The organism is Amycolatopsis sp. NBC_01286, from assembly GCF_035982555.1.
Classification (GTDB): domain Bacteria; phylum Actinomycetota; class Actinomycetes; order Mycobacteriales; family Pseudonocardiaceae; genus Amycolatopsis.
Genome location: NZ_CP108428.1, coordinates 9,810,029 through 9,823,178 on the forward strand (window position 1 = coordinate 9,810,029; position 13,150 = coordinate 9,823,178).

Here is a 13,150-nt window from a genome sequence, read left to right on the forward strand (position 1 = left end):
GCCCTCTCACCGGCATCGGGGTCGGTGAGAGGGCCTTCGCGGTTTCTCGGGTTTCCGCTCAGCGGGAAGTGCCGCCGGATTCGGTTTCCGCTGAGCGGGAACCGAATTCCGGCACACGGGCCGACGGAACGCTGCGGCCTCAGCGGGTGTGACCGCCGTGGTGGTCTCCGCCGCCGTAGGTCGAGTAGCCCGGGTTCAGCGTGCTCAAGTCCACTGTGGTCGGTGGTGGCACCGTGGTCGTCGGGGGCGGGATCACCACCGTCGACACGGCAGGTGACGGCGTCGGCGTCGGCGTCCGCTGGGCCTGCATGACCACCGGGGACGGCGTGGTCGTCCGCGTGGGCACCGCGAGCGCGCTCGACGTCGGCGTGCCGGTGGCCGGCTGCAGCTGCGGGAAGGGCGTGGTTCCCGGGACGGGGTCGGGCCGCACCACCAGTGCGAGCACCAGCCCGCCCAGCACCACGGTCACCGCCGACGCCAGCGCGATCCGGCTCGCCACGCCGCCCGGCTCGCCGTTCCGCCGGGCCGCCACCCGGGCCGAGCGCGAGCCCGGTTTCCGCGGCCGGACCCCCGCCTGCCGGAGCAGTTCGTCGACCGAGACCCGGTCCCGCCGCCTGCGCGCGCTGCGCGTCATGAACGACCTCCACCCCTTCGCTGATCCCGCTGGATATTAGGAACCGGCGCCGGAATTGTAAACGTGCTGATCGCGGCCCTCTCGTTATCGTTTCGAGACATCCGGAACGCGATTCCGGCCGTAGTCGTCAACAAGGAGTTCAGCGACGCAGCAGCCCCGCCACCCGGCGGGTCACGGGCGTGAACTCGGGCAGCTTCACCAGCGCCAGGAGGCCGAACGGCACCGCGATCCCGAGCAGGCCCTGGATCGGCAGCTTCACCCACGCCGCGGGGATCACGCCGAGCGAGCCCGGCACGGCGTAGCCGGCGAGCACCGCGGCCAGCACCCCGAGCCCGCTCACGCCCAGGGTGATGAGCCCGACCCGCAGCGAGCGGCGGCTGCGCAGGTGCCCGAGCCGCACCCACAGCCAGACCTGGCCGAGCACGGCGCCGACGACGAACCCCGCGCCGTTGACCAGCATGACGCCGTAGACGATGTGCTCGCCGTCGAGCAGCCCGCGGCAGAGGAACAGCAGCGGGATCTTCACCGCGGTCATCACGAGCATGATCAGCGTGGGCGTGCGGGCGTCCTTCATCGCGTAGAACACCCGCAGCTGCAGCATCACCAGCGCGTACGGCAGCAGCCCGACCGCGGAGACGGCGAGGGTCTGGCCGAGCCGCTCGGCGTCGTCGAGGGTGCCGCGGCCCCAGGTGAAGATCGCGACGCCGATCGGCGTGCCGACGACGGCCAGCGCGGCGGAGATCGGCACGAAGAGCACCGTGGAGATGCGCGAGGCGAGCGAGAGGTCGCCGACGAGCCGCGCGGTGTCGCCGTCCGCGGCGGCCCGGCTCATCCGCGGCATCAGCGCGGTCAGCAGCGAGACGCCGAGGATGCCGTACGGCAGCTGGAAGAGCAGCGACGCGTAGCTGTAGGCGGTGACGCCGCCGCCGGTGCCGCCGGTCAGCACCCGCGTCGTGACGACGAACCCGACGTGGCTCACCACGACGTACCCGAGGATCCACGCGGCGAGCCCGCCGAACTCCTTCATCCGCGGGTCGAAGCCCCAGCGCCAGCGGAACCGGAAGCCGGTGCGCAGCAACGCCGGGATGAGCACCAGCGCCTGCACGACGATGCCGAGCGTGGTGCCGAAGCCGAGCACGAGCAGCTTCGGGTCGCTCATCCGCACCGGGTTGAGCGTCAGCTCCCCCGGCATCAGCGCGAACACGACCAGCGTGGCGGTGACGACGACGTTGTTCAGCACCGGCGCCCAGGCCGGCGGGCCGAACACGTTCTGGGCGTTGAGGATGGCCGACATCAGCGCGAACAGGCCGTAGAACAGGATCTGCGGCAGCAGCAGGTAGGCCAGCGCGGTGGTGAGCCCGGGGTTGGCCTCCGCTGACGATTTGTCGACGTAGAGCGCGGTGAACAGCGGCGCGATGGCCACCGCGACGGCCGTCCCGACGGTGAGCAGCACCAGCGCCATCGAGAGGAGCCGCTGCGTGTAGGCCCGGCCGCCGTCGGCGTCGTCCTGCGAGCGGACCAGCAGCGGCACCACGACACTGGCCAGCACGCCGCCGAAGAGCAGCTCGAACACGATGTTCGGCAGGGTGTTGGCGACGGTGAAGGCGTCGTTGACGATCCCGGTGCCGACCACGGCGGCGAGCAGCAGCTTGGCGACGAAGCCGGTGATCCGGCTGACGGTCGAGGCGATCGCCATCCGCCCGCTCGAGCGGGCCAGCGAGGCGCCGGCCCCTTCGCTGCGACCGGCCGACACCGGCGACGCGGGTGGCCTCGCGACGATCTGGGTGGCGAACTCGTCGTACGGCCGCCGGGAGACGTCGAGGTCGCGGGTCGGCCAGTGGTGGCCGCGCAAGTCACTGGGGAGGAAGATCGTCGCTTCCTCGTCCCCCGGCTTCGTGGCCGGGGGGTCCTGATCCGCCATGGCACCACACTGCCAGGTCAGGGCCCTGAGCGGGTACGGCGGTGGTCACCGAACGTGCGAGCGAACGGCGCGACGCTCAGTGACGGCGGCTCCGGGGCTCAGGCGGCGAGGGTGATCTCCAGCGCGGCCCGGCCGGCCTCGGTCAGTTCGGCCGCGACGCGCCCGACGGCACCGTCGGCGGCGGGGCGGACGTAGCCGCCGTGGGCCAGCGCGTGCGCGGTCATCTGATCGCAACAGGCGAATCCGTCTACGAAGAGGTCCGGTTCGCAGCTGCACGACATCTCAGCACGCCCGGCTGCCACCGCCCTCAGCATCGCCATCGCGCGGTGGGTGAGCTCGACTCCTGAACCGGACACCGGACTGCCTTTCTGCTTCGTGAACCTACTACTACGAGTCATCGTCCATTGGGCCAATTGTGTTAGCTACAGCACTAGGACGTTTACTAGACCTTGGCGGTTCCGGCCAGTCGGCGGAGCGGGGCCCGGTCGCGGTCAACGGGCCGGAAAGTGGCCTGGACCAGTGCGTCAGTGCCGCCAGGTCAGATCGCGGCTTCAGCCATGCGGAGTTCGAGGGTCCGCGCCCACTCGCGGACGATCTGCCGCCGCCGCCGGGTGTCGTCGGTCAGCAGGTTCGCCAGGCCCAGGCCGCGGGCGAGGTCGAGCGTGGCCTGGACCAGCTCGCGCACCCCCGGGCGGGACTCGTCGACGCCCAGCAGCTCGACGGTCACCCGGTGCGCCTCACGGCCGACCCGGGCCTCCAGGGGCACCAGGACGTCCCGGAGCGCCTCGTCGGTCGCCGCGACCGCCCAGAGCTGCAACGCGGCCCGGAACAGCGGCCCGGTGTACAGGTTCAGCACCATCTCGACGACCCGCTCGATGCGCGACGACCCGCTGGGCAGGTCCGCGGCCTGCGCGCGCAGTTCGTCGATCTGGGCCTCGCCCAGGAGGTCCACCGCCGCCGCGACCAGGTCTTCCCGCGTCGGGAAGTGGTGCTGCGCGGCGCCCCGGGAGACGCCCGCGCGTTCGGCGATCACGGCGACCGTGACCCCGTGCCAGCCGCGCTCGCCGAAGCTGTCGAGCGCGGCCTCGATGAGCCGCCGCCGGGTCGTGCGGCTGCGTTCCTGCTGCGGTTCGCGGAGCATCGGCTACGCCGGATCGACCCAGAAGTCGAGCTGGAGGTCGTCCTCGGAGCCCCCGATCCGGTACTTCGCGAAGTCGGTCACCCCTTCGGCGCGCAGGACCTCGTCGTCGAGGAAGAAGTTCCCGGTCGCCTCGCGGCTCGGCTTGGTGAGGATCGCATAGGCGGCGTCGGCCATGATCTCCGGCGTCCGGCTGCGGTCGGCCAGCTCGGCGCCGACGACGTTGCGGATCGCCGCCGTGTCGATCGTCGTGCGCGGCCAGAGCGAGTTGACCGCGACGCCGTCTTCGCGAAGTTCCGCCGCGAGTCCGACGGTCACCAGGCTCATCGAGTACTTGGCGATGCTGTAGGCGAGGTGGCCGGCGGTGAACCACTTCTCGTCGAGGCTGATCGGCGGCGACAGCGTCAAGATGTGCGCGTTGGCCGAGGCCCGCAGGTGCGGGATGGCCAGCTTGGACAGCAGGAACGTGCCGCGCGCGTTGATGTCCTGCATCAGGTCGTAGCGCTTCATGCTGACCTGCTCTGTCGGCGTCAGGTCGATCGCGCTGGCGTTGTTCACGACGATGTCGATGCCGCCGAACTGCTCCACGGTCTTCGCCACGGCCGCCGCGACACCGTCGTCGTCGCGGACGTCGCCGAGGATCGGCAGGGCGTGCCCGCCGGCCTTCTCGATGGCCTCCGCGGCCGTGTAGATCGTGCCGGGCAGCTTCGGGTGCGGTTCGGCGGTCTTGGCGAGCAGCGCGACGTTGGCGCCGTCGGCCGCAGCGCGCATGGCGATCGCCTCGCCGATGCCGCGGCTGCCGCCCGACATGATGATCGTCTTGCCGTCCAATGTAGACAAAGCGCCTCCTCGGGACGCGGCACTTTCACGTGAAAGTGCCGCCTCGGGTCAGTAGGACTTGGGCAGGCCGAGGCTGTGCTGGCCGACGAAGTTGAGCACCATCTCGCGGCTGACCGGGGCGATCCGGCCCAGCCGAACGGCGGTGACCAGCGTGCCGAGGCCGTACTCGGTGGCCAGGCCGTTGCCGCCGTGGGTCTGCACGGCCTGGTCGGTGGCGCGGATGGCGACCTCGGCGGCGGCGTACTTGGCCATGTTGGCCGACTCTCCCGCGCCGAAGTCGTCACCGGCGTCGTAGAGCGAGGCGGCCTTCTGGGTCATCAGCTTGGCCAGTTCCAGCTCGATCTTGATCTCCGACAGCGGGTGCGCGAGCCCCTGGTGGGCGCCGATCGGCGTGCCCCAGACCTGCCGCTGGTTGGCGTAGGAGACGGCCTTGGCCAGCGCGTACCGGGCGATGCCGAGGGAGAACGACGCGCCCATGATGCGTTCCGGGTTGAGGCCGGCGAACAGCTGGGCGATCGCCGCGTCCTCCTCGCCGACGAGCGCCTCGGCCGGGAGCTTGACGTCGTCGAGGAACAGCGAGAACTGGTTCTCCGGCGCGACGATGTCCATCGGGATCACGGTGTACTCGAACCCGGCGGTGCCCGTCGGCAGGATGAACAGCGCGGGCTTGAGGCGGCCGGTCTTCGAGTCCTCCATCCGGCCGACGACGAGCACCGCGTCCGCCTCGTCGACGCCGGAGATGTAGACCTTGCGTCCACTCAGGACCCAGCCGTCGCCGTCGCGCTTGGCGGTGGTGGTGATCTTGTGCGAGTTCGACCCGGCGTCCGGCTCGGTGATGGCGAAGACCATCCGCTTGCTGCCGTCGGCGATGCCGGGCAGCCACTGCTTCTTCTGCTCTTCGGTGCCGAAGCGGGAGATCACGGTGCCGCAGATCGCCGGCGAGACGACCATGAGCAGCAACGGCGAGCCCGCGGCGGCCAGCTCCTCGAGCACTGCGGCGAGGTCGGCGATGCCCGCGCCCCCGCCGCCGTACTCCTCGGGGATGTTGACGCCGAGGTAGCCCAGCCGGCCGGCCTCGTCCCACAGCTCGTGGGTCTTCTCGCCGGCGCGGGCCTTCTTGGCGTAGTACTCGTGGCCGTACTTGGTGCCCAGCTCGGCGACGGCCTTGCGGAGCGCGATCCGCTCTTCGGGCTCGATGAAGTTCATCGCGTTCATGCTTGTTCTCCCACCACAGCTTCTCCGACCACAGCCAGAATTGTGCCGACTTCGACCTGCTGCCCGACGGTCACCGGCAGCTCCGTCACCACGCCGTCCGCGGGCGCCGCGATCCGGTGTTCCATCTTCATCGCTTCGAGCCAGAGCAGCGGATCGCCCGCCTTGACCGGGTCCCCGGCCTGCACGGCGAGCCGGACGACGGTGCCCGGCATCGGCGCGACCAGCGAGCCCGCGGCCAGTGCCGCGTCCGGGTCGGCGAACCGCGGCGCCGCCACCAGCGCGACGGAACCGAGCGCGGAGTCCACATAGGACACGCCGTCGTGCCGGGCGACGTCGAAGGTGCGCCGCACGCCGGCGACGTCCAGGACGACCCCGCCGGGCTCGGCGCCGACCAGCTCGACGTCGTATCCCTCGGCCCGCAAGCCGTCTCGGCCGAGCGTGTAGACGACCTCGTACTCGCGGTCGCCGACCGAGAAGACCTTGCGCTGCCCGGCGGACCGGACGTTGCGCCAGCCACTGGGCAGCCGCCCCTGTGTCGTCGCCGATGCCCGGTTCGTCGCGGCCTCCGCCAGCGCGGCGGCCAACGCGGACAGGCGCTCGGTGTCCACAGTGGCCAGTGGCGCGGCGAGGGTGTCGAGGCCGTGCCGGTCGAAGAACGCCGTGTCGGTCTCCCCGGCAAGGAAGGCGTCGTGCCGCAGGATGTGGACCAGCAGGTCGCGGTTGGTGACGACGCCGTGGATCTTCGTCGCCGCCAGGGCCTTGGCGAGCCGCCGCGCGGCCTCGGCGCGGGTCGGTGCCCAGGTGATCACCTTGGCCAGCATGGGGTCGTAGTGGACGCCGACGACCGAGCCGCTGACAAATCCCGAGTCCAGCCGCAGCCCCGGTCCGTGGGTGAACGAACGGTCCACATCGGGCACGTCGAAGGTGTGCAGCGTGCCGCTCTGCGGCTGCCAGTTCTCAGCCGGGTCCTCGGCGTAGAGCCGGACCTCGATGGAGTGCCCCACGGTCGGCGGCGGGTCGGCGGGCAGCCGTTCGCCGTCGGCGACGCGCAGCTGCAGGGCCACCAGATCGAGACCGGTCACGTTCTCGGTGACCGGGTGCTCGACCTGCAGCCGGGTGTTCATCTCCAGGAAGTAGAAGCGTCCGTCCGGCCCGGCGAGGAACTCGACGGTGCCCGCGCCGACGTAGTCGATCGCCTGGGCCGCCTTGCGCGCGGCGTCGAACAGCTCCGCGCGCATGGCGTCGTCGACGAACGGCGACGGCGCTTCCTCGACGACCTTCTGGTGCCGGCGCTGGATGGAGCACTCCCGCTCCCCCACCGCCCACACCGTGCCGTGCTTGTCGGCCATGACCTGGACCTCGATGTGCCGCCCGGTCTCCAGGTACCGCTCGCAGAACACGGTCGCGTCACCGAACGCGGACGCGGCCTCCGCGCTCGCACCTTCCACGGCCTCGGCCAGCTCGTCGAGGGAGCGGACCACGCGCATCCCGCGGCCGCCACCCCCGGCGGACGCCTTGACCAGCAACGGAAGATCCGCGTCGGTCACCGAAGCCGGGTCCAGTTCGGACAGCACGGGCACGCCTGCCGCGGCCATCAGCCGCTTGGACTCCACTTTGGAGCCCATGGTCTCGATGGCCTCCGGCGGCGGTCCGACCCAGGTCAGCCCGGCGTCGAGCACGGCGCGGGCGAACGCGGCGTTCTCGGACAGGAAGCCGTAACCGGGGTGGACGGCGTCGGCGCCGGTGTCCGCGGCGGCCTTGACCAGCAGCTCGGCACGCAGGTACGTCTCGGACGGCGCGTTGCCGGGCAGCCGGACGGCCGCGTCGGCTTCGAGGGTGTGGGGCGCGGCGGCATCGGCGTCGGAGAACACGGCGACCGTGCCGATCCCGGCGTCGCGGCAACTGCGGAAGACGCGGCGGGCGATCTCGCCGCGGTTGGCGACCAGCAGGTTCTGGATCATCGCTCACTCACATCCGGAAGACGCCGAAGCCCTCGGCGCCCTTCACTGGTCCATTGTGGATCGCGGACAGGCTCAGCCCCAGCACGGTGCGGGTGTCGCGCGGGTCGATGATGCCGTCGTCGTAGAGCATGCCGGAGAGGAACATCGGCATCGACTCGGCTTCGATCTGGCCTTCCACCATGGCGCGCATGGCCTTGTCGTTTTCCTCGCTGTACACCTGGCCACGCGCCTCGGTGGCCGCGCGGGCCACGATCGACAGCACGCCGGCCAGCTGCGCCGGACCCATCACCGCGGACTTCGCGCTCGGCCAGGCGAACAGGAAGCGGGGGTCGTAGGCCCGGCCGCACATCCCGTAGTGCCCGGCGCCGTAGGACGCTCCCATGAGGACGGACAGGTGCGGCACCTTCGAGTTCGACACGGCGTTGATCATCATCGCGCCGTGCTTGATGATGCCGCTCTGCTCGTACTCCTTGCCGACCATGTAGCCGGTCGTGTTGTGCAGGAAGACCAGCGGCGTGTGGATCTGGTTGGCCAGCTGGATGAACTGCGCGGCCTTCTGCGACTCCTCGCCGAACAGCACGCCCTGCGCGTTGGCCAGCACGCCGATCGGGTAGCCGTGGATGTTCGCCCAGCCCGTCACCAGGCTCGGCCCGTAAAGCGGCTTGAACTCGTCGAAGTCGGAGCCGTCGACGACGCGGGCGATCACCTCGCGCGGGTCGAACGGCACCTTCAGGTCGGCCGGCACGATGCCGAGCAGGTCGTCGACGTCGTACACCGGCTCGGCGTACTCCGGCTTCGGCGTCGGCCCCTGCTTGGTCCAGTTGAGCCGCTTGATGATGCTGCGGCCCAGGCGAATCGCGTCCTGCTCGTCGACGGCCAGGTAGTCGGCCAGGCCCGAGGTCCGCGCGTGCATCTCGGCGCCGCCGAGCGACTCGTCGTCGGACTCCTCACCGGTGGCCATCTTGACCAGCGGCGGGCCGCCGAGGAACACCTTCGCGCGTTCCTTGACCATCACGACGTAGTCCGACATGCCCGGCAGGTACGCGCCGCCGGCGGTCGAGTTGCCGAACACCAGCGCGACCGTGGGGCAGCCCGCGGCCGAGGCGCGCGTGATGTCGCGGAAGATCCGGCCGCCGGGGATGAAGATCTCCTTCTGCGTCGGCAGGTCCGCGCCGCCGGACTCGACGAGGTTGATCGTCGGCAGCCGGTTCTGCGCGGCGATGTCCGCCGCCCGGTAGGACTTCTTGGCCGTCCACGGGTTGCTCGCACCACCCTTGACCGTGGGGTCGCTGGCCGAGACCAGGCACTCGACGCCTTCGACCACGCCGATGCCGGTGACGAGACTCGCGCCGACGCGGTAGTCGCTGCCCCACGCGGCCAGCGGCGAGAGCTCCAGGAACGGCGAGTCCTCGTCGAGCAGCAGCTCGACGCGTTCACGGGCGAGCAGCTTGCCGCGCTTGCGGTGCCGTTCGACGTACTTCTCGCCGCCGCCGGCCACGGCCTTGGCCTGCTCGGTGTCGATCTCGGCGAGCTTCTCCAGCATCGCCTCGCGGTTGGCGCCGAACTCGGCGGCCCGCGTGTCCACTGTGGACCTCAGGGTGGTCATGAGGTGTATCCCAATCGCTTCGCGGCCAAGCCGGTGAGGATCTCGTTGGTACCGCCGCCGATGCCGAGGATCCGGACGTCGCGGTAGTGCCGCTCCACTTCGGCCTCCCGCATGTAGCCGAGCCCGCCGTGCAGCTGGACGGCCTCGTTGACCACCCATTCGGCGGCCTCGACGGCGGTGTTCTTGGCGAAACAGGCTTCGGCGATGACCTCTTCGCCCGACACGTGCCGGATCGCGGTCTGCCGGGCGTAGGTGCGCGCGACGTCGGTCTTGCGCGCCATCTCGGTCAGCTTGTGCTGCACGAGCTGCCGCGAGATCAGCGGCCGGCCGAACGTCTCCCGCAGCCGGCACCAGTCGAGCGTCAGGTCGAGCGCGCGCTGGGCGTGCGAATACGCCTGCACCGCAAGGGAAAGCCGCTCGGTGACGAACTGGGTGGCCACCTGGGCGAACCCGCTGTTCTCGGCGCCGACGAGGTTCTCGACCGGCACTCGGACGTCCACGTAGGACAGTTCGGCGGTGTCGGAGCAGAGCCAGCCCATCTTCTCGAGCTTGCGCGAGACGGTGAAGCCGGGCGTGCCGCGTTCGACGACGATCAGCGACAACCCGTGGGCACCTTCGCCGCCGGTGCGCACGACGGTCGTCACGAAGTCGGCGCGGCAGCCGGAGGTGATGTAGGTCTTGGCGCCGTTGATGACGTACTCGTCGCCCTCGCGGACCGCGGTGGTCCGGATCCCGGCGACGTCGGAGCCGCCGTCCGGCTCGGTGACGGCCAGCGAACCGATCTTGTCCCCGGCCAGCGTCGGCCGCACCCAGCGCTCGATCTGCACCGGGTCGTTCGCCTCGGCGATGTGCGGGACGGCGATGCCGCAGGTGAACAAAGACGCGAACAGCCCGCCGGACCCGCCGGCGTAGTGCATCTCCTCGGCGACGACGAGCGCGTCGAGGTAGTTGCCGTCCCCGCCGCCGATCTCCTCGGGGAAGGCGACGCCGAGCAGGCCCAGATCGCCGGCCGTGCGGTGCAGGTCGCGCGGCAGCTCGCCGGCGCGCTCCCAGTCGTCGAGGTGCGGCAGGACCTCCTGCTCGACGAACCGGCGCACGGTCTTGCGCAGCTCGGCCCGCTCGGGCGTCCGGAACGGATCGGTCACTGTACCTCCTGGGGCCGAGCCCCAGACCCCAGCCGGGGGGCGAGCCCCCCTGGGCCCCCCGACTGCGGTAAGAGCACCTCGGGGATGTCGATTTCACGAGACCGCAACCACTCACCGAAGGCCTTCGCCTGCGGGTCGAACCGGGCCTGCGACGCGACGCCCTGCCCGAGGATGCCTTCGACGACGAAGTTCATCGCCCGCAGGTTCGGCAGCAGGTGGCGCGTCACCGGCAGGTCGGCGGTCTCGGGCAGCAGCAGCTTGAACTCGGCGACGGTCAGCCGGTGCACCAGCCACCGCCAGGCGTCGTCGGACCGCACCCAGACGCCGAGGTTGGCGTTGCCGCCCTTGTCGCCGCTGCGCGCGCCGATGACGCTGCCGAGCGGCGCCCGCCGCACCGGCCCGTGGTCGAGCGGCTCGGGCAGCTCCGGCTCGTCCACATCGGACAGCTCCACAGTGGACGTCGAAGGCGCGATGTCGACCCGCATCCCGTCCGGCAGCACGGCGACGTGCGGCACCTTCACGGCGTCCACGTAGGCCGCCGTGTAGACGCCGTACGGCGAAGCGTCCGACGGCGGGGCCGTGACGTGGAAACCGGGGTAGCTGGCCAGCGCGAGTTCGACCGCGGCGCTCGTGAACGCGCGGCCGGCGACCTTCGGATCCGCGTCCTTGACGGCGACGTGCAGCAACGCGCTCGCGGTCTGCTCGGTGTCGGCGTCGACGTGGTCGGTCCGCGCCAGCGTCCACTTGACGTCGGCGGGCGGCCGGTCCTTCAGCGCGCCTTCGAGCTGTTCCTTCACCAACGCGGCTTTCGCGTCGATGTCGAGTCCGGTGAGGACGAACGTCGTCTCGTTGCGGAACCCGCCGAGGGTGTTGAGCGCGACCTTCAGCGTCGGCGGCGGCGCCTCGCCGCGCACGCCGGAGACGCGCACGCGGTCGGGTCCGTCCTGGCTCACCGAGAGCGTGTCGAACCGCGTGGTGACGTCCGGGCCGGCGTAGCGGGCGCCGGTGATCTCGTAGAGCAGCTGGGCGGTGACCGTGCCGGTGGTCACCACGCCGCCGGTGCCCGGGTGCTTGGTGATCACGCTGGAGCCGTCGGCCTCGATCTCGGCGATCGGGAAGCCCGGCAGGCCCAGGGCGTGCTCGGTGAAGAAGGCGTAGTTGCCGCCGGTGGCCTGGGCGCCGCACTCGATGACGTGCCCGGCGGCGACGGCGCCGGCGAGCGCGTCGTAGTCGTCACGGGCCCAGCCGAAGTGCGCGGCGGCCGGCCCGACGATCACCGAGGCGTCGGTGACGCGCCCGGTGACGACGACGTCGGCGCCCGCGTTCAGGCACTCCGCGATGCCCCACGCGCCGAGATAAGCGTTGGCGGTCAGGGGTTTCCCGAGATCCAGCTCGTCGGCGCGGGCGACCAGGTCGTCGCCTTCGACGTGCGCGATCGTGACGTCGACGCCGAGCTTGTCGGCCAGCTCGCGCAGCGCACCGGCCAGCCCGGCGGGGTTGAGCCCGCCCGCGTTCGCGACGATCTTGACGCCGTTTTCCTTAGCCAGTTCGAGGTTCTCCTCCATCTGGCGGAGGAACGTCTTGGCGTACCCGCGGTTCGCGTCCTTCAGCCGGTCCCGGCCGAGGATGAGCATGGTCAGCTCGGCGAGGTAGTCGCCGGTCAGGACGTCCAACGGGCCGCCGGTGAGCATCTCGCGCACGGCGGAGAAGCGGTCGCCGTAGAACCCGGACGCGTTGCCGATCCTCAAGGCCGACTCTGTCATTGCCGCCTCCGGGGGAAAGAGTCCGTCGGCGGGGCGAACTGCCCCGCTTCCCGGCCGGACCCCGGAGGCCCGGCGAAGGCCTGCGCGACGGTCAGCCACTCCTCGACGTCGGGGCCCTGCGCCACGAGATCGGTGTCGGCCGGGTGCCGCCGCTGGGTGACGACCAGGCAGAAGTCCACGGCGCTGCCGGTGAGCCGCTGCTCGGCGTCCTCGGGCCCGAACGTCCAGGTGGTGCCGTCCGGCGCGGCCAGCTCGACCCGGAACTCCTCGGCCGGCGGGGCGAGCGAGTTGAGCAGGTAGGCGAAGTCGCGGGTCCGCGTGCCGAAGCGGGCGATGTGCCAGAGCCGCGCGGTGGGCTCGCGGCGCAGGCCCAGCGCGTCGTAGACGTCCTGGCCGTGCGCCCAGGTCTCCATCAGCCGCGCGGTCACCATCGACGCCGCGCTCATCGGCGGGCCGTACCAGGGCAGCTTCTGCCCGTCCGGCACCGCGGCGAGGGCCTCGGCCAGCCGCGCCCGCCCGGCGCGCCAGCGGTCGAGCAGTTCCCCGGGCGACAGGTCGGCGCCTTCGGCCGCGGCTTCGTCGACGTAGTGCTCGCCGACGGTGAGCAGGCTTTCGACCTCGGCCTGCCAGTCCTCCGGATGGGCCGTGGCGATCAAGGCCTTCCCGTCGGTCCAGGTCAGGTGCGCGATCTGGTGCGCGACAGTCCACCCCTCGGCGGGCGTCGCGCGCGCCCAGTCGGACGCGGGCAGGTCCGCCACCACGTCGTCGAGTGTCCGTGATTCCGCGTCGAGATCCCCGAGGATCACGCCGAGGTCCGCCATCGCCGCCTCCTTGCGTACTGCCGCCCAGCGTGGCACCGGCCTCGATAAAAATCAAGCACGCCTGATTGTTTCACCCCGGACGCTGCGGAGACACTATTGACATCTT

Annotated in this window: 11 protein-coding genes; all 11 read right to left on the minus strand. The window is 71.2% G+C overall.

What is annotated here, in order from left to right; genetic code table 11:
• Window positions 1-139 precede the first annotated feature (139 nt).
• Entirely contained in the window at window positions 140-634 is a 495-nt protein-coding gene (locus OG570_RS44175; RefSeq protein WP_326954639.1) for a hypothetical protein, read from the minus strand.
• Window positions 635-773: 139 nt separating this feature from the next.
• Window positions 774-2,555 carry a murein biosynthesis integral membrane protein MurJ gene (gene murJ, locus OG570_RS44180; RefSeq protein ID WP_326947939.1) on the minus strand — a complete coding sequence of 594 codons (1,782 nt, stop codon included), beginning with the start codon at window positions 2,553-2,555 and terminating at the stop codon, window positions 774-776.
• Window positions 2,556-2,653: 98 nt separating this feature from the next.
• Window positions 2,654-2,911 (minus strand): hypothetical protein, encoded by a 258-nt coding sequence (locus tag OG570_RS44185; protein WP_326947938.1) that lies wholly within the window; start codon window positions 2,909-2,911, stop codon window positions 2,654-2,656.
• Window positions 2,912-3,093: 182 nt separating this feature from the next.
• A complete protein-coding gene (locus OG570_RS44190; RefSeq protein ID WP_326954640.1) occupies window positions 3,094-3,696 on the minus strand; it encodes a TetR/AcrR family transcriptional regulator in 603 nt (200 codons plus the stop codon).
• A 3-nt stretch (window positions 3,697-3,699) separates the two neighbouring features.
• Entirely contained in the window at window positions 3,700-4,533 is an 834-nt protein-coding gene (locus OG570_RS44195) for an SDR family oxidoreductase (RefSeq protein ID WP_326947937.1), read from the minus strand.
• A gap of 48 nt (window positions 4,534-4,581) precedes the next feature.
• Window positions 4,582-5,748: an acyl-CoA dehydrogenase family protein gene (locus tag OG570_RS44200; protein WP_326947936.1), complete on the minus strand. Its 1,167-nt coding sequence runs from the start codon at window positions 5,746-5,748 to the stop codon at window positions 4,582-4,584.
• Window positions 5,745-7,709: an acetyl/propionyl/methylcrotonyl-CoA carboxylase subunit alpha gene (locus OG570_RS44205; protein WP_326954641.1), complete on the minus strand. Its 1,965-nt coding sequence runs from the start codon at window positions 7,707-7,709 to the stop codon at window positions 5,745-5,747. The genes OG570_RS44200 and OG570_RS44205 overlap by 4 nt, the downstream gene beginning before the upstream one ends.
• A 7-nt stretch (window positions 7,710-7,716) precedes the next feature.
• The gene (locus tag OG570_RS44210; RefSeq protein ID WP_326954642.1) at window positions 7,717-9,315 is read right to left on the minus strand and encodes an acyl-CoA carboxylase subunit beta; all 1,599 of its coding nucleotides are present in this window, start codon (window positions 9,313-9,315) and stop codon (window positions 7,717-7,719) included.
• Window positions 9,312-10,460 (minus strand): acyl-CoA dehydrogenase family protein, encoded by a 1,149-nt coding sequence (locus OG570_RS44215; protein WP_326947932.1) that lies wholly within the window; start codon window positions 10,458-10,460, stop codon window positions 9,312-9,314. Before OG570_RS44215 ends, OG570_RS44210 begins: the two co-directional genes overlap by 4 nt.
• Window positions 10,457-12,223 carry an acyclic terpene utilization AtuA family protein gene (locus OG570_RS44220; RefSeq protein WP_326954643.1) on the minus strand — a complete coding sequence of 589 codons (1,767 nt, stop codon included), beginning with the start codon at window positions 12,221-12,223 and terminating at the stop codon, window positions 10,457-10,459. Before OG570_RS44220 ends, OG570_RS44215 begins: the two co-directional genes overlap by 4 nt.
• Window positions 12,220-13,044, minus strand: a complete 825-nt coding sequence (locus OG570_RS44225) for a TIGR03084 family metal-binding protein (RefSeq protein ID WP_326954644.1) — start codon at window positions 13,042-13,044, stop codon at window positions 12,220-12,222. The genes OG570_RS44220 and OG570_RS44225 overlap by 4 nt, the downstream gene beginning before the upstream one ends.
• Window positions 13,045-13,150: the final 106 nt, after the last annotated feature.